At 43.3% G+C, this 16,678-nt stretch carries 21 protein-coding genes and 2 tRNA genes; 6 read left to right on the top strand and 17 right to left on the bottom strand.

Annotated features, from left to right (window positions below; genetic code table 11):
- The first annotated feature begins 54 nt into the window (after positions 1 to 54).
- Positions 55 to 855 (top strand): SDR family NAD(P)-dependent oxidoreductase, encoded by an 801-nt coding sequence (locus PUR_RS10015; protein ID WP_179035115.1) that lies wholly within the window; start codon positions 55 to 57, stop codon positions 853 to 855.
- A 111-nt stretch (positions 856 to 966) separates the two neighbouring features.
- On the opposite strand, the gene PUR_RS10010 is transcribed toward PUR_RS10015, so the two are convergent.
- On the bottom strand, positions 967 to 1,548 hold the full coding sequence (locus tag PUR_RS10010) for a TetR/AcrR family transcriptional regulator (RefSeq protein ID WP_179035114.1): 582 nt from the start codon (positions 1,546 to 1,548) through the stop codon (positions 967 to 969).
- 138 nt (positions 1,549 to 1,686) lie between these two features.
- Here PUR_RS10010 and PUR_RS10005 point away from each other — a divergent pair, with 138 nt between their 5' ends.
- Positions 1,687 to 2,610, top strand: a complete 924-nt coding sequence (locus PUR_RS10005) for a zinc-binding dehydrogenase (RefSeq protein WP_179035113.1) — start codon at positions 1,687 to 1,689, stop codon at positions 2,608 to 2,610.
- 109 nt (positions 2,611 to 2,719) lie between these two features.
- Here the strand turns inward: PUR_RS10005 and PUR_RS10000 are convergent, their stop codons facing one another.
- The 5 genes from PUR_RS10000 to PUR_RS09980 all read right to left on the bottom strand — a co-directional run bounded on the left by PUR_RS10000 (position 2,720) and on the right by PUR_RS09980 (position 6,993).
- A complete protein-coding gene (locus tag PUR_RS10000; RefSeq protein ID WP_179035112.1) occupies positions 2,720 to 3,175 on the bottom strand; it encodes a DoxX family protein in 456 nt (151 codons plus the stop codon).
- Positions 3,176 to 3,196: 21 nt separating this feature from the next.
- Positions 3,197 to 3,889, bottom strand: a complete 693-nt coding sequence (locus tag PUR_RS09995; RefSeq protein ID WP_232101795.1) for a TetR/AcrR family transcriptional regulator — start codon at positions 3,887 to 3,889, stop codon at positions 3,197 to 3,199.
- Between the two features lie 5 nt (positions 3,890 to 3,894).
- A complete protein-coding gene (locus PUR_RS09990; protein ID WP_197970134.1) occupies positions 3,895 to 4,455 on the bottom strand; it encodes a GNAT family N-acetyltransferase in 561 nt (186 codons plus the stop codon).
- 65 nt (positions 4,456 to 4,520) lie between these two features.
- On the bottom strand, positions 4,521 to 5,792 hold the full coding sequence (locus PUR_RS09985; RefSeq protein ID WP_179035110.1) for an MFS transporter: 1,272 nt from the start codon (positions 5,790 to 5,792) through the stop codon (positions 4,521 to 4,523).
- Between the two features lie 145 nt (positions 5,793 to 5,937).
- On the bottom strand, positions 5,938 to 6,993 hold the full coding sequence (locus PUR_RS09980; protein WP_179035109.1) for an S-layer homology domain-containing protein: 1,056 nt from the start codon (positions 6,991 to 6,993) through the stop codon (positions 5,938 to 5,940).
- Positions 6,994 to 7,152: 159 nt separating this feature from the next.
- On the opposite strand from PUR_RS09980, the gene PUR_RS09975 reads away from it, so the two are divergent.
- Positions 7,153 to 7,332, top strand: a complete 180-nt coding sequence (locus PUR_RS09975) for a small acid-soluble spore protein H (protein WP_124694603.1) — start codon at positions 7,153 to 7,155, stop codon at positions 7,330 to 7,332.
- Between the two features lie 114 nt (positions 7,333 to 7,446).
- Here the strand turns inward: PUR_RS09975 and PUR_RS09970 are convergent, their stop codons facing one another.
- The 3 genes from PUR_RS09970 to PUR_RS09960 form a co-directional block, all read right to left on the bottom strand.
- A complete protein-coding gene (locus PUR_RS09970) occupies positions 7,447 to 8,040 on the bottom strand; it encodes a hypothetical protein (protein WP_179035108.1) in 594 nt (197 codons plus the stop codon).
- A 155-nt stretch (positions 8,041 to 8,195) separates the two neighbouring features.
- Positions 8,196 to 8,777: a TetR/AcrR family transcriptional regulator gene (locus PUR_RS09965; RefSeq protein WP_179035107.1), complete on the bottom strand. Its 582-nt coding sequence runs from the start codon at positions 8,775 to 8,777 to the stop codon at positions 8,196 to 8,198.
- A 338-nt stretch (positions 8,778 to 9,115) separates the two neighbouring features.
- A complete protein-coding gene (locus PUR_RS09960) occupies positions 9,116 to 9,574 on the bottom strand; it encodes a MarR family transcriptional regulator (RefSeq protein WP_179035106.1) in 459 nt (152 codons plus the stop codon).
- A gap of 313 nt (positions 9,575 to 9,887) precedes the next feature.
- Here PUR_RS09960 and PUR_RS09955 point away from each other — a divergent pair, with 313 nt between their 5' ends.
- The 3 genes from PUR_RS09955 to PUR_RS09945 all read left to right on the top strand — a co-directional run bounded on the left by PUR_RS09955 (position 9,888) and on the right by PUR_RS09945 (position 11,709).
- Positions 9,888 to 10,550: a DUF998 domain-containing protein gene (locus PUR_RS09955; protein WP_179035105.1), complete on the top strand. Its 663-nt coding sequence runs from the start codon at positions 9,888 to 9,890 to the stop codon at positions 10,548 to 10,550.
- A gap of 105 nt (positions 10,551 to 10,655) precedes the next feature.
- Positions 10,656 to 10,997 carry a DUF1801 domain-containing protein gene (locus tag PUR_RS09950; RefSeq protein WP_179037840.1) on the top strand — a complete coding sequence of 114 codons (342 nt, stop codon included), beginning with the start codon at positions 10,656 to 10,658 and terminating at the stop codon, positions 10,995 to 10,997.
- A 34-nt stretch (positions 10,998 to 11,031) separates the two neighbouring features.
- Positions 11,032 to 11,709, top strand: a complete 678-nt coding sequence (locus tag PUR_RS09945; RefSeq protein ID WP_179035104.1) for a DUF998 domain-containing protein — start codon at positions 11,032 to 11,034, stop codon at positions 11,707 to 11,709.
- Positions 11,710 to 11,768: 59 nt separating this feature from the next.
- Here PUR_RS09945 and PUR_RS09940 read toward each other — a convergent pair.
- From PUR_RS09940 to PUR_RS09905, 8 genes are all read right to left on the bottom strand, one after another.
- A tRNA-Lys gene (locus PUR_RS09940) sits at positions 11,769 to 11,841 on the bottom strand.
- Between the two features lie 143 nt (positions 11,842 to 11,984).
- The gene (locus PUR_RS09935) at positions 11,985 to 12,218 is read right to left on the bottom strand and encodes a hypothetical protein (protein WP_179035103.1); all 234 of its coding nucleotides are present in this window, start codon (positions 12,216 to 12,218) and stop codon (positions 11,985 to 11,987) included.
- A gap of 369 nt (positions 12,219 to 12,587) precedes the next feature.
- Positions 12,588 to 13,124, bottom strand: a complete 537-nt coding sequence (locus tag PUR_RS09930) for a hypothetical protein (RefSeq protein ID WP_179035102.1) — start codon at positions 13,122 to 13,124, stop codon at positions 12,588 to 12,590.
- Between the two features lie 18 nt (positions 13,125 to 13,142).
- Entirely contained in the window at positions 13,143 to 14,573 is a 1,431-nt protein-coding gene (locus tag PUR_RS09925) for a TIGR02679 domain-containing protein (protein WP_179035101.1), read from the bottom strand.
- Between the two features lie 14 nt (positions 14,574 to 14,587).
- Positions 14,588 to 15,601, bottom strand: a complete 1,014-nt coding sequence (locus PUR_RS09920) for an SbcC/MukB-like Walker B domain-containing protein (RefSeq protein WP_179035100.1) — start codon at positions 15,599 to 15,601, stop codon at positions 14,588 to 14,590.
- 136 nt (positions 15,602 to 15,737) lie between these two features.
- Positions 15,738 to 15,810: transfer RNA gene (locus PUR_RS09915), tRNA-Lys, on the bottom strand.
- A gap of 148 nt (positions 15,811 to 15,958) precedes the next feature.
- Complete coding sequence (locus PUR_RS26520) at positions 15,959 to 16,147, bottom strand: calcium-binding protein (protein WP_179037839.1); 189 nt, start codon at positions 16,145 to 16,147, stop codon at positions 15,959 to 15,961.
- Between the two features lie 48 nt (positions 16,148 to 16,195).
- Positions 16,196 to 16,537 carry a hypothetical protein gene (locus PUR_RS09905; RefSeq protein WP_179035099.1) on the bottom strand — a complete coding sequence of 114 codons (342 nt, stop codon included), beginning with the start codon at positions 16,535 to 16,537 and terminating at the stop codon, positions 16,196 to 16,198.
- Between the last annotated feature and the right edge of the window lie 141 nt (positions 16,538 to 16,678).

Genomic DNA, 16,678 nt, shown 5'->3' with positions numbered 1-16,678 from the left:
GGACAAGTTTCAAAGGGTACATAATAGAATTCCCACAAAATAGGAGGACCAATAATGGATTTGAAATTGACCGACAAAGTAGCTGTAGTATCTGGAGCAAGCAAAGGAATAGGACTGGCCATTGTCAAAAAATTCACCCAGGAAGGCGCAAAAGTAGTCGCCATCAGCCGTTCTCTCACGGAAGAGCTGGAGCAGCTCGTCCAGAATCATCCGGTTAAGCATTTAGCCATTGATGTTAATACCGCGCGCGATACGGATGAACTCTCACAGAAGCTGGTTGAGGCATTCGGCAAGATTGACATTTTGATTAACAATGTTGGAGCGATTGATGAGACGAGAGGCAAAGGTTTTCTGGCAACACCCAGCGAAGAATGGGAGCAGCTCTATAACTTGAACTTATTCAGTGTCGTTCGGCTTACACAAGCTGCCCTGCCTCATATTCTTGAGCAAAATTCCGGTTCCATTGTCAACATCTCTTCGATTAACGCCCAAATGCCCGAATTGCTTCTGCCTATATACGGCACAACCAAAGCAGCTCTGAACAATCTAACCAAAGTGCTGGCCGGGGAATTTGGTCCGCGCCAAATTAGAGTGAATTCCATCTCGCCAGGCCCAGTGGTAACACCGCTGTGGAATCATTCGGAAAGCGGACTTGCGAAATCGGTTGGTGCAGCAGCAGGCATGACTTCAGAAGACATCATGGAAAAGCTTCCCGCTATGGCTGGCATCACTTTAGGACGCTTTGCCCAACCGGAAGATATTGCGAACCTGACTGTTTTCCTTGCATCCGAGCAGGCTTCCATGATTACCGGATCGGATTATGTCATTGACGGTAATTTGCTTAAAACAATCTAAGGCAATTTAGAATGAACCCGTCAAGAAGACAGTAAAAAAACAAAGAATTCCAAGCGGCGATTCTGCTGCCGGTACTGCGCCGGCGACGGGTCGCCGAGTTTTTTCTCTTCTTCATTTCTTCAACAGAGCATTCAAAAATAATGAATACATTTCTCCTGCAAACTCCGGATTGTTGTCAAATATTGCGGTGGAGTCAGGATTGTGAATAAAATAATACCGGATAATATCGAAGTAAGCGGCCATTGCATTTGTTGTAATGGACTCGATGAACACGCCCTCTCTTTTTCCATCCTCAATTAGGTTAAGAATTGCATGATGATAATCTTGATCGACCGAAAGCTCTTCGGTAATAATCCCCATTCCCGATGATTCCAGCGGAAAATGCACGGAAAAGTTTTTGAATAAAGTAATTTTGGACATCAGCAATTTTTCAAGCTTAAGCTGGACAGGATCGCGGCTCGCCGAAATGTTCATCGTCCTCGCACAATCTTCATACAACAACTTCCTCATCAATTCCAGCTTCAGATTGTCTTTATTGTTGAAAAAGTTATAAATCGAGGACTCCGCAACGGAGGCTGATTTTGCAATCTCAGCGATGCTGACCTTGTGATATCCATGTTGTTTAAACAATTCCAGCGCGGCGTTTAATATGGAATCCCTTTTTTGTTGACGTCTTTTTTCAAAACCGTTCATCGTAACCCTCTTCTTTAGTTATGGAGTATATATATAATTATACTCTATAACTATTGATTTTCAATCGCTTGGAAGATAAAATCAATTCATGGAGTAAATTAGTTAATTTACTGCATAAATTGAAAGGGGCTGGAAGGGATGGCGACAAACAAACGGATTGTGGTCAACCGATTTGGGGGACCTGAAGTACTGGAACTGATCGAAGAACCGGTGCCCAAACCGAAAAAAAATGAAGTATTGATCAAGAACTTAGTGACTGGAGTCGCTTTCGGAGATATTATCCTTCGGAAAGGAGAGGCTCCGTTTCAAAAGCCACCACTTACACCCGGCACCGAAATTGTTGGCATCGTAAAGGAAGCAGGGCCGAATGTAACCACGGTAAAAGTCGGACAGCTTGTTGCTGCACTCCCCTTCTTTGGAGGATATACCGAACATATTTGTCTGCATCAGAAGGAGCTTATCCCGATCCCCGATGGGATTGATCCGAAAGAAGCGGCATCTCTTGTGCTCAATTATTTGATGGCGTATCAGTTGCTCCATCGGTATGCCCATGTGCAGCAAGGAGAGAAAGTTCTCAAGGTTGAAATGTTCGGTACAGCCTCACAAACTAAGCATGCTTATGTATCGAGTTTAGGCGCCACCCCAATCGACTACAAAAATACAGATTTTGTTCGCGAGATTAACAAATACCATCCTGACGGAATGGATGTTGTGTTTGACTGTATGGGCGGTATAAACTTCAAAAAATCATATCAAATCTTGCGAAAGAAAGACCGGGTAATCGGTTATGGCTCCGGGCATCTTTTACCTACACTAATGACAATCATGTCTCGGAAATTTATGCCCGATGGAAGGCGAGCTTCGCTCTATTTTCTAATCTTATCTAAAAAAACAAAACCGCATTGGTTTAAAGAAGATCTGATTACGTTATTTGAAATGCTTCGCAATCGAGCTTTCCAACCTGTTATCAATCAAACCTTCCCCCTATCGGAAGCTAAAGCTGCACATGAAATGTTGGAGAACGGTGTGACAGGAAAAGTCCTCTTGACGATGAACCCTTAGCAAAAATCATGCGTTACATAAACACAAAGCAGCCGTCCAGAATATGGAAATCATGTTCCGGACGGCTTTATTTTTACAAACATGACAGGATAGATCGAGAATAAAATCCCTATTGGAGGCTTGATGAGATCGGGGAGGCCAATATGACTGCCGCGATAAATAGGATTTGCAGCAAAGTCCGGACAAGCAGCTTGGGTACAGGCTTACCGTCAATCGTCAATTTGTTTCGAGCCGCATATATATTTGCAGGGAACATCGCTATCAGTAAAAGTGTCAAGCCAACCGATGCAGCAAGGGAAGTTCGGGGGAGCATAATACCGATAGCCCCGGCTATTTCCAGGAATCCCGTAGCCGTTACGATCCATTCGCTCCTCGGAAAGGAAGGAGGAACCATCCGGATCAGGTCGAGACGCCTTTTTCCCCAGTGAGCAGAAGCAGTGAGCAGAAACATGACAGCCACCGCCCCTTGCAGTGATGTGTGCCAATCATCGAAAAAAGACAGTCCTAAGTACCCGATCACCCGGAACAATAAAAAAGATGCAACAAGCGCAATAAGTGGTGCCATATTGATCCCTCCATTTTAAATCTATTGGTCTTTCAAAATACTGACCATGTATGCTGATAGATCTTGAGCAGTAGCAGAAGTGTTCTTGATAGGAAAGGAAGAACGGACGCGCAGACCCATCGATAACAGAACGAACATTTCTGCCGTCTTGTCCGGATCAACCGATTCTAGAATAACCCCGTGCTGCTGGCCGCTTACGATCCATTGCTTAGCTAAATATACAGACCGCTCATAATAATTCTTTAGCACTTCCGCGACAACAGGCTCATCTTCCTTGCCTAACAAGTACATCAGAACTTTGTTTGTCACATCATATGCATCTTCCAATGCCGCGAGATTACGCGAGATCACTTGCATCGGTCCATCAAAGGTTATTGGGGCCTGTATCACTTCGTTCATGAAATGTTTGTTGGTTTCTTCAAGCCGTTCTTGCAGCACCCAGGCAAAAATTTCGTCTTTACTTTTCACATAATGGAAGATCGCCCCCTTAGATAATTCTGATTTTTCCATGATATCCTTCATTGTGATCCCGTGGCAGCCTCTATCCCGCAATAGCTCCTTAGTTGCATTCAGCAGTTGCCCTATTGTTTGTTCTCGGCGTTGCTCTTGTTTCAAAGTGACTCCTCCATAATCGTTCAACAAATTTTTTCCGTTATTAATCTCATTATATAAACCGACCGACGGTTTGTAAATAGCTTTATTTTCGAGAATCATTATCATTAGTGGCTCATAATGTCGCTTCGGATAACGCCGTAATAAATTTTATCATCGTACTCGCCCATATCGCTGTAAAAGTAGCTTTTTCTTAAAATTCCTTCATATTTCATTTGGGCTTTTTGTAACACCCTTCCGGAAGACACATTTCTTCCCCGATGAAAGGCCTGAAGTCTATTTAGCTTGGTATGCCCAAATACAAATTGGATGACCGAAGTCAGCGCTTCAGTGGCATATCCCTGACCTTGGTACGATCTTCCAATACAATATTCGATATCCGCAACATGATGAACGCTATCCACATGACAAAAGGCAATTTGCCCAATACACTCTTTCCTGTCTTTAAGTACTAGGGCCCACCTGTAAAATTCACTCTGTGCATAAGAACTCATCCATTTTTGCAGTAATTCATGAACGGATTCGATAGTTTCGTACACGGGCTCACCGTAGTTTGCCTGTACTTCTTCATCGCCAATCCAGTTTCTTAACATGCTCTCAGCATCTTGTATAACAAATGGCCTTAGCATGAGTCTTTCGGTCTGAATAACTTGAGTCCCGGTATGCAAAACGTCCCCCCCTACAACCAGCCTACCGCCATTAAATCTAACTCATGCCTTGTTCTGTCTTTTGATCAAACCGAAAGCCCGCTTGCCTTCGAGGATTCCCTGCGCTGTTCTCTTAACAGAAAGCCTCCCATTAAGCCCAGTATGGAGAACAGAACCGGAATGATAAAACCGTAGAAATACCCGATACCGCTTGAAACTGGCTGAAAATGATCCAACACCTTCCCGTAGATGCTCGGCAAAAGAATAGCGCTGATAAAGCCCCCGGTATTCGCAAAGCCCGAGACGACGCCAACCTCCCGCATCGTAAATGATTGACGAACGGCCGCAAACGTTAAAGCACTCGCTCCATTTCCATAGCCGATGATGAAGAACAGAATAATAAGCATAAAGTAGGGAGGTTTTCCGCTAAATAGTAGAAACACTGCCCAGCTGACAAAAACGACGAGATGAACGACCAAATAGGGCCGTTTTATCGATTCCAGACGATTGGCAATCCAGGTAGTCAGTGAAGCGCCAACGATCGCCCCGACAAGTCCGATCATCATGAGCTGACTTACTTCCGAGCGCGTCATTCCGTACATCTGCATTCCATAAGGAACCGCCCACGAGCCTATAAACCCGACATACGTACCGACCAGCCCAAAATGACAGAAGAAGGTGGCCCATGCTTGCCGATCTGAAAATATCCGTTTTAACATCGCAAGAGTTTTTTCACGCTTTTGTTCCGTCTGAACCGTTACAAGATTGTCTTCCTTGAATCGTTTGTTTGGCTGCTTAACGAGTACGACATAAAGAAGAATTCCGCAAAGAACGAGTAAAACGCCGACTGTAAAAAATGGAGTTCTCCAGCCTGAATGGGCAATCCAAGCCGAAAAAGGAAACGTTGCCAGTAAGAAGCCCAGACTGCCGGCCATTCCCGCGAGACCAAGTAGCCCGACAAACTCTTTTACTCTAAACCATTGACTTAAGATTAAGACCAGATTGACCCAGATTGTAGCGTCCCCCATGCCTACCAAGGATCTGGAAACAAGCAGCACGAATTCATTTGGCGCAAAACTGTAAATTAAAGTGCCCAGACCATTCAGCAGTGCGCCTGCGATAAGGAACAAATTGGGGCCATAACGATCGGATAAAATCCCAATCGGAATTTGCAAGCTGGCGTACGCCAAAAATTGGATGCTAGTCAGCAATCCGATGGTCGATGCCGAGACATTGAAATCTTTCATCAATTGATCGGTAATCAACCCCGGCGCCGTCCTTTGACTTACGACCAGGAAATAGGTAAACAATACCGCGGTAAAAACAATCCACCGATACTTGCTATTTTGTTTGTCCAAGTGTCTCTGCTCCCGTTGACTCAGTATACTTGTATTTTACTCTTAATTTATCTTTATTGAATTTACTTTTTTCACATGACGCTATTTCAAATATTGAAGAAACAAAAAAAACCGGGATTCCCGTGGAACCTCCGGTTTTGCACAATTATTCGTTGGTAAGGATGGCGTATATTTTCCAGCTGTTATCCGACATTTTCTTCAGCAGGTATTGGCCGTCCGTCTTGATCGTGTCTTCATAGGTATTAGCGCCATTCGAAATTTTCATTTTGATTTCTCCGTATACCGAATCCAACACCGCCAGACGATCAGAACGTTCGGTAACGAGGAAAGTCGGGGCTTTCACGACTTCAATATCTATCGTTCCGCCCACGGCCGCCATTTGATTGATCTCGGCCAAAGAAGACATGTTGTAAGCAAACTGGTAGCCTGTGTAATATTTAAGGAAAATCCGCTCGAGGTCAGCATACTTCTTGTCGACCATCAGCTGTGTTTCTTCTTTGTCGGCTTTGGCAGCAACATTAATCAAATCCTGATCTGTCGGCAGGTTCCCCTGCTGCAGCTTCAGGGAGCGTTCGAGCATTACAACTGCCTGAGCGCGGGTTGCGCGGTTGAACGGCTTGAATTCGGTCTGGGTCATCCCGGTCACGATGCCGGCCTGGCTGGCTTTTTGAATGGCAGGCTTCGCGTAATATTGCGGAACATCCGTAAAGGCTTTGGGTTGTCCGTCGAACTGTACGGATGATGAAAAAGCATTCACGACCATAACGGCGATCTCACCACGAGTGATCGGCCGGTCAGGACCGAATTCCGTATTGGTGATGCCGCCGACGATGCCGAGCGAACTGGCAATCCGGATCGGATCAGCGTACCATTTTCCAGCCTTGACGTCCGTGAAGGTTTTACCTGACTGGCTGCTGGTCAAGCCCGCCGCATTGACAAGAATCGTTACGAATTCGGCGCGGGTAATGTCATTATTCGGCTTAATACTGATCGTACCATCCACATCGGCATAGCCACTTAACAAGTTGGCACTGACGAAATTATCAATCGCCTCATATGCCCAATGCCCATCAATGTCGGAAGGATAGTATTTGTCCAACAGATCGGTTTCTGCTGCACGGGCCGATACGGGAAAGCTCTGGGCAATCAAGAAAAAGGGTAAAAACAGAAAAAGAATAATGCGTTGTAACTGTGGTCTCATCTGGGATGTCCTCCTACTATTTCAAATTCCGTCCTTTAGAATAGCAGAATCATAAAAATATCTCTAACGGTAAAATATACAAGCTGGGCTTTATGCATAAATCCTATCATCTAATGTGACACTAATCATTGTTATCCGAAATATGGAGGAGGGTAAAGCATGAATACACAAAGAGCTCAAGAGATTGCCGCTTCGCCGATTATGGAAAATGTGACCTATGAAGGGACGCAAATCTATATCCAGCATGTGGATGAAAACACCGATATGGCCAGAATCTATCCATTGAATCAGCCGGAAAAAGAGCAAACGGTCCCCGTCAGGAACCTGATCGAACAGTAATAACTTGCTCACCTATGTTTTAAACTTTACCCACAAGAAGGGCATTTGAAAAGTTGACCTTCTTGCGGGTAAAGAAACTATGCAGTAAGCAACCCCTTTCCGGATGGTTGACCACTACATTACCCGAGTAATTTGCCTCCCTGCGGCTGGTTTCCCTTGTCTCAAAGGTTTCCCTAACAGAATAAACCCGGCAGAGGTAAGGCCGGAGCCCGCAATAACGAAAATAGAGGCCGCGCCACTCGTGTAACCCGCAGCAGCAAATACAATCGTTCCAAGGATCAGCAATATACCGGCCTGCTTGGTGCGAGTTCCCGATTTTATTAGCTGGACGCCGAGAATCAGTATACCGAAGACAAACAGAAGCGGACCAGAAGTTACAATCCACTGTATTTCGGAAGCCTTCTGTATCGCCGCTGCGCTTGTGTTTGAAACGCCTGCGATCTCAACGAGTACAATCGCCGATACGAACATCGTGCCAAAAGTTGAGAACAGCAGACCGAGCATGCCGAGTCGTCTTGTTCTGGTATGGGTTTCGTAAACAGATATCAAAGCAAATACCATAGTCAAATGAGCAACCAATACGAGGTTCTTGGCAAATACAATTAAGATATCGCTTGATGAAATCTCTTCGGTTAAATGCGCGGCAAACAGCAACAGTCCCGATAAGATTGAAGCAAAGCTTCCAAATTGACGAATGGTTACGTTCATGAATATTCCTCCTTTAAGTAAAAGCAATCAATTAAACTAAAATAATCACAAAAACTAATTATATTAGTTTTTACATGTGCGAAAATCGTTGCTCCTGTCGCGTCGGCAGCATTTTGCTGCCGATTGCGACAAGGTACAGATTATATATAAACCGCTTATTTATGCGATTCCTGCTTCATCTGTGCATGAATGCCGGCCAGAAACGTATCGATCATCATTCTGAACGTTACATCAAGATCCAGCGGCAGTCCGAACCCGCCCACACTTTCAATGGATGCAAAGCCGTGGAGAATGCTCCGCAAACCGCGTACGGTATGCAGCACTTTATCATCCTGCATATTATAAAAGCTTAAGATTTTCACGACCAAATCAACGATTTGATTCTGGGCCAGATGAAGCTCGGGATCTTTCGGATCCGGGGCTCGCAGCGCCGCATCGTATAAACCCGGGTTGACTCTTACAAACTGCACATATGCCTCGCTCAAGGCATAAACGGCTTCATCGCCGGTACGGCCCACCGCGGCCTGCAGCATTCGCTCATACAGCCGGTTCAGGCTGTAAATCGCGAGTTTCTGCTTCAAGGCTGCCAGGCTGTCTATATGGTTATAAAGCGAAGGCGTTCGAATGTTTAGCTGCTTGGCGAGTTCGCCGAGCGAAATCCCGTCGAGTCCTTTCTCATTCACAAACTCGGCCGCTCTCAGCAGAATCACCGAAATATCCAACCCCATTCTAGGCATATCTCTTCACCTCCTTTCTTGTTGGTGTCCCAACCCATCCCACAAATACTAACTATATTATCATATTAACTAATATCATTAGCTTTTACAACACTTTTATACTCCATTTTTTTTCATTCCTAAGTTTCTTTTATATACTGGACCCCGACGGCTTCGAGGTACAGAAATACCTCAAAAAGAAATAGACCGCCCTCGTCCACGTCCAAAGGAATCGGTCTATTCCTGCCAGTAATACCTTAAAAGCCCGCCCTTATAAGCGGCTATTCATTAAGGAGTCGTGCCCGACGCACGGCTCTCTCTGCAATGTGCTTCATTTCTACCCAAAATACACCACGATTTTACTTTGCCATATGGGATTGTACCATAGTATTGCACCGATTGATAAAATCCAAGATGATGGATAATTCTTCATCCGAATATTTGCATAAAATTTGAATTGTATCGCCCAAGGCCGATTCAAATTTGGCGTCAATATGTTGTAATTTTGATGGAACTTTGTGAACAAGGACTTTTCTTTTATCCTCCGGGTCCTTCTCCCGCCTCACATATCCAGCCTTCTCCAGCCGATTGATTATTCCGGTCACAGCACCAGTTGTCAACCCAGTATACTCTGTAATTTGTCCTGCCGTGAGAGGGCCGTTTCGGATAATGTGATCCAAACATTTATGATCTGTAGCGTTAAGACCGTACGATTCCGCAATGGATGTGTGAAACAGTATGGTATTTGTGCTGTTTTGGCGTAAAGCTGCAAGAAGCTCCATTTGAATTGGGGTTAGGGCAGAAAGTTTGCTTGACATAAATACCAGCTCCGAATATGATTTATTTATCTTAGTTTAATAAGATAAGATATATGATACGATTATAATACATCAAATCCAATAGAAAATCCAAACGCAAGAGAGTGTTGGTACACGCAATGAATATCTGGTAAATGAGCTTCCTCAGGGATATTCACCTATCAAGTTTATATTATTGCTCCTGACGTTTCCAGATTGTCAATTTCAATTTGCAAAAGGAGGCATGCAGCAAAAAAAGCGAATGCTCTTTTCAGCACCTAATGTCCGCTTCAGGGTTGCCGATATTTACTTCAAATAATGGAGATGTGACCAGATGTCTACCGTGTGGAAAAAAAGATTGTTGAAGTTAGGCATTATCGTCCCGATTTCCCTGAATGGTGTTGCTACCGTTGACGCATTAACGAGATCAGAATTTAATCCAATACGCCATTGGATCAGCCATCAGAGTCTGGGCGAGCGAGGCTGGCTTGGGACATGGAATTTGCTTCTCTCCGGAACGTTGATTCTAGTTTTTTCCATCGTGCTAAAACTAACTCTTGAGTCAGGCAAAAGCGCGGTGTGGGGCTCCATTTTTATGGGTACGTTCGGATTAGGATTGCTTATAGCTGCCTTGTTCCCCATAGATCCTGGGCTGAATTGGCCTCCCGGTTTACCCGCTAGCCGCAGCGTATCAGGCCAGATTCACGATATTGGAGGAGCACTGGTATTTGGTTCATTAATTGCCGTTTGCCTTGTCCTGTCAAGTAAATTCAAGGAAAGCTCTGATTGGATAAGATGGAGAGTTTATTCCATTCTCTCGGCACTCGTCGTTTTCGCTTCTTTTGTCCTATGCAGCATTTTTGTTGCCTTGGACTTCTCCAATGTGATGCCCAGTGCGCCAAGCGGTCTCTTTGAACGGATTTCTATGGCTGTAGGGTGCCTCTGGATCGTGCTCCTAACACTTCGTCTACTAGGTAACAAGGAATCGACAAACTAATTCATGCTTAAAGATCTGAGCAACAACGTATCCATGAAAGTCCTTGCACCGACTTTAAAACGTACTTTACTCGCTAAATCAAATTTCAATGAAAGAGGAGATTCTATGAACCAAGAAGTCACCGACTTTATTAACAATGTAAATCAACCGTGGCAAGCGATTGTTGGCAACCAGCTTCGACAGATTGTACACGATTCGATTCCCGATGTAGAGGAGCGGATCCAATACCGCAAACCTCATTTTTTGAATAACGGCAAGTATGCAGCTGTGATCTCGACGGCAAAGGAAACAGTAAGTTTTACGATCTTTAACGCCGCAAATCTCAAATTGCCAGAAGGTTTGTTTGAAGGCCCTTCCGAAAGAAAGACAATCAAAATCCGTGATGGCCAGACGGTTGATTTCGAACTGTTGACAAAGCTTTTAAAGCAAGCATCCAGTACCTTGTAAACCATTCTTTTTTTCGAAATAAGGGGGTTTATACATGCAAACTGTTACAACTAAGCCTGTAACGCCGATCTCACAAACCGCTGCGCGTTTTTCATGGGCGGCATCCGTCTTGTTCCTGATATTACTTGTCGCTCTGCACGTCATCAAACCGGAGTTTGATCCTTCGTGGCGTATGGTTAGCGAGTATGCGATTGGGAGTAATGGCTGGGTCATGAGTATCGCGTTTCTTTCCTTATCGATTAGCTGTGCCGCCCTATTCATCGCGATCCGGTCGCAAATAAGGACTACCGGCGGTTATATCGGTCTGACTTTACTGTTGATTAGTGCCGCCGCTATTGCCTGTGCAGCATTCTTTACCATTGATCCCATAACGGCAAGCAAAGATGCCTTGACAACACATGGCAATCTTCATGGTTTAGCGTCTATGGTCGGCAACCCCGGCCTTACAATTGCTGCTATACTTATTAGCCGGAGTTTGATTCGCGAGCAATCTTGGTCCCCGGCACGGCGATCGCTTCTATGGATGTCCAACCTAATTTGGATATGCTTACTGTTGATGCTATTGACTTTAGCCGTTACGCTTCTGCAAAGCGGAGGTAAATTCGGTCCGAACGTGTTAATCGGATGGCCCAATCGGCTTCTAATGGCAGCATATTGTGCATGGCTGATGTCGGTGGCTTGGCACGCGTTAAAGTTGCAGCAAAGATCCTAACTGAATAGAAAAATTGAAACCAAAATAAAAGAACGGCATCGCTGCCGTTCTTTCTTGTATGGACTCTCAGGGACTCGAACCCTGGACCAATTGATTAAGAGTCAACTGCTCTTCCAACTGAGCTAAGAGTCCATATTATGGTGGAGCCTAGGGGGTCGAACCCCTGACCTCATCGCATTCATTTTATCTTCTTTGGCGACGCGCAAAAGACATGGCGTCAGGTTCTCCTACCAAAAAAGCGATAGCAATGTTGGTATCAATTAAATAACCTCTCATCAATTCCACTCATCCTCACGCATTCTCCGAACCTCATCGTACAGTTCTTTTGCTTCATCAGGAGTCAATATACTGGCGGATTCAAGAATATCATCAATTGAATAGTCATCTTCAACTTCGATTGTATCGTTATCAAGGCCGATTTTGACTTTACTTTGGGTGATATTCATTTTTTCAAAAATCGAACGTAGTTCACGAGCTGTTTGTTTATCCATTCTTTTAGGTACAGACATGACTTTATTTAGCCTCCTATGAGGAATTTAAGGATAATATAACATGTAAACATTAAATAAAAAAAAGATTGGTTGTGATGAATCGCCCAGAATCAACGTATGTAAGCATCAGGAAAAACATGTTCTTTAGTTACTTTTATCCCCATTGGAAAATAATCCTCAATTAGATGAAGCTCGTTCAACACCTCAATGTCTGGTACCTCATGTGTAAAAATTTTCGATGCTAGAGTGTCGCTTCCCATTGAAAGCATGATATCCACATGACGGTAAAAACCGTATAACGAAACATGAGAATAAGTATAATCGCCCCCATTAAAAGTTATATACGGAAATTTAGGCGGAATCCACAATCCTGTAATATCACAAAAATTATCTTTTTTTCATTGACCGTGTGATCCTTGGGTATTGTATATACTCATTAAAAACTCCTAATCTTCGAGCATAAATTTCCACAGCTTGTTTAAGCTCACCGTATGTCAGACCAAAACATGCACGGGACATTGCTTCGTTCTCTTCAAAATAGGATGAATGCTCAGAATTAATCCTCCGCACGATACCATAATCACAAGAACTCGCTACCGGCAAACTTACAATATAGTTTTTTACCCGTTTGAACTTTGTCTTACTATAAAATTCATGATCCAAGAAATTGGTCATTAATATACAACCTGCTTGCAATCTATAAAAACCTTTTATCAGTTTTTTACTTTTTTCTGCTAACTTACCACGGAGGTAATATGGCCACCCATCTACAGAAGTTCCATTCCCTTCCCTACTAATTATTCCCATGTAACAAAACAAAGCACCTCTTTCAGAGAGGTACAATGCTGGGCCATGATCCGGAATTAAAATGTTTGCCCCCAACTCTTCAGGAGAATCAAGGGTTTTATAGAATTCAGCTAACATACTGCTGCTGCCTCCTTTTTAAAATGAATCGGAAAGCTGTTGCACAAGTCCGGCTATCGAATTTATCCATTCCTCTTTCAAATCAGCTACAGTAGATTCCTGATACACCTTAATCCCCGCCTCGGCCATTGCCTGAGCTAATTGATCTCCACGCATCTTGCGAAGAAGCTTTCTATCTTGAAAAGACATGGGCAAGCTATCAGGATCTAAGAATCTCCTGTACGTTGCTACATCCATAAAATGCTGAACAACTTTTTTTTGAACTAGTTCTTCCATTTTATGCAACATCTGAATACCATGAAGATCAAAATCACCAGAGTAATAGATTTTGCAATCAGGATTAACCTCTAGACATTTTCTAATAAAGAACTTGGTCGCACTTCGTGCCTGCCCAGATGTACAAATAAGAGGAGGAAAGACATTAGAGAAATGATTATATGAAAAGCCATTCTTCTTAAAAAATTGAATTGTTTCTAACACCAAGTAAGAAAATACTGCTGGATTTTCAAAAAGATATATTTCAGTATATTCGGGCCAATAATTCCTTGTCTCAATTTCGTGCAGATTTAATGTTCTCGGGGAAGCACCATCAACAAATCCTGAAGCAAACACATGTGAAATGGAGCTGAGACTATCATCCATAAGCCCAAAGTGCCTGTAGATTTGCCGATCTTTCATAAAATCCATATTGATCAAGTTTTCGTTGATGGCAACTTCTCCAGATTCAACTTTGATATTGTACATGTCACATAATGCAGCTAAAAACAGTCTTCCACTTGGAAATTTCACATCAAAGAAATGAGGATTTTTGGTGATCTTATCAGCGAATATTGGAATGAAAATATACTCCGCATCAGTATTCAACTCATTCTTTAATTTATTTTTCTCAACGAGTAACCTCCACAAAGCCTTTGCACAGTAGAAAAGATCATTTTCAGCATCTCCACCATTACGGATCACAGTTTTTGCTATTTGGTATCCCAGCGCCTTACCCTCTCTTAATCGGCCGAACCAATCATATGTCACCGCACTAAATTGTCCGTTAAATAAATCAAGTTGGGTTTCCTGAGTAAATCGTGTTGCTATACGCTCAAACAAATCTATCCATTGACGTTCTTTAAGCTGTTTATCCTCTTTTTTAGTCAAAAGAGGGATATCGTATAATAATTCATACAAGTCTGGGATGGTAAGCTGATGCCCACGCATAATATCTTCTGTAAACAAAGATAGTGGTACTTCAAGGATAGTATTAGGCCGGATTATTCTCTCTACTTTACTGCCGAAAAACCTTTGTAAGCGGCTAGCCTCTGCAAATGAACCCACTACCATTTTGGCATTCCCGCGCACCCCACCTTGCCCCTGATATTTTTTGAAAACAGCAGCAAGGAGTTTCTCAAGATGCGGATCGCTGTAATACTGCTTGGCTGTTTTACGAAATCCAATCTCCATATGCAATACCTCGTCTATTTACTCAACGAAAGTTCTGGTTCAACTAGAACCTTACTTTTACCGTTCCAGCGATAATGAAATAATGTCACTACACGAATATCCTTGGGACGATATATTTCATAAATAGCCAATCGTGGTACTGTGTCATAGCAGCCCCACAATACTTGAGACGTCATAATATAATCAAAGCCCATCTCTGTTAACAACTGAAACATATCGCGCATGTTTGCATCATCTACACCGGCAAAAGCTTCGTCTAATGATATAATTTTGGGAGCCTCATCACGAGCATCACTATATCTGGAAAATGTGGCGGCGAACAGTGGAATATACATAGCCATAGCTTTCTCCCCTCCGCTTAACACATTAAACTTAGAATCCGTAAGCTCCTTATAGCCGGTTTGTTCTCCTTTACGGAAGTATAATCTGAATTCGAACCAAGAACGGTAGTCCAGTATTTCATTCAGATAATATCTTAACATCCCTTGCTCTTCCTCAGCATTGACTTTTGCTTTTAATATACGAGTGCGGAAATGCTCTACAACCTGATCAATCTCGTCATCATCCATTTGATGAGCATCCCTTAATAGTAATTCAACTAGAGCATCTGTAGGGATCTCCGTTTCAGTTTCTGCTTTTTTAGGCTCCCAACTGAGCGATAACTTTAAGCCACTCGAAGTATCACGGAGGTTCATTAAACTATCCATTTGAAGAACCCAATCTTTCGCACGATGAATTCTTTTTTGGATTGCTTTACCTACACTTCCAATAATTATTTCTTCATAAAGCTCCCTGTCTTTTTGTGTTAATAATATACGTTGCTCATCTCTTTGTTGAATTAACTCCTCCAACAATGCAGATGGAGGTAAGGGATTTAACCGATCTCGGTTTGAAGTAATATGTATGCGACCAGATGACAAATACTCCAGTTGCAACACATATTCGCGCAAATTACTCTCGACTACATTTAATATTTGCTGAACTTCGTTTCCTAATCTATCTTTGTTAATATTAACAAACTCATACATCTTCTTAATCTGCCTGCAAATCCTCTTGATTTCCGCCTTATCTGATCAGGTCTGTAATCCCCCCAATCCAATTCCTACATAAACACCCGCTCCCCGAAATAGCAAAAGAACGGCATCTCTGCCGTTCTTTCTGTGATGGACTCTCAGGGACTCGAACCCTGGACCAATTGGTTAAGAGTCAACTGCTCTACCAACTGAACTAAGAGTCCATATTATGGTGGAGCTAGGTGGATCGAACCCCTGACCTCATCGCTGCCAGCGATGCGCTCTGGCGAGGTAGTCAAGGGCACTGCCCTGAATCTTCACCTCGCATGACAATGATTGGTTTTCAAGCGTTTACTTTTCAAACAAGATAACCTAGCTCCACCCAATAAGTCCGTCTTCGGTTTCCTCTTGGGCCGATTCACTTTCAGGAGCCATCCGCAGAACGTTGACCTGCTTCCCGCTCTTAAGCGGAGATTTGAGCATTGCTTGATTGCAATTCGCCTTAAAAGGAAACTGGACATGGTCCTTTAAATAATACCAGCCATTGCTTTTTTTCTCAATTAATACGCATCTACGACAATTTCCATAGAAATCCGTTTCTAGCGCCCATTATCTTTCGTCCGCTGCCCATTCTTCCTCACTCTCTTCGTGCTCAAAGCCTTTATACTGATCAAGAGCTTCACCTTTAGTAACCACAATTAAAGGCAATCTCTGCACTGTATGGACCTCGGTATCTCCAAGATACTGCACAATAATACGCCATTCGTCCCCATAATCATACAGCAACAACATCTTTTGCAAATCGAAATCAAAAGGATCAATCGTTGCGACAGCCAGATCATAGAGAGGAGCATTCGCCTCGATTGCAATTTTACGGAAAGGCTGCCCTCGAACCGCTCCATACCAATTGCTGTATGTAACTTTAAATAATTTTCCTTGAACAGTCGCCATAACCTTGCCTCCGAATACACCTTATATTTGCAACAGAACTGACCATCAGAATTCAGGTTCATGAGTAAAACATACCAGTAATGAAGTTTGATTAAACACCATAGCGGCCTTGTTGATGCCCTCTCATGTTATTTTCTCTTT

Source organism: Paenibacillus sp. URB8-2 (assembly GCF_013393385.1).
Classification (GTDB): domain Bacteria; phylum Bacillota; class Bacilli; order Paenibacillales; family Paenibacillaceae; genus Paenibacillus_AQ.
The sequence above is the reverse complement of the archived record's forward strand: the minus strand, read 5'-3'. Positions and strand labels throughout refer to the sequence as shown.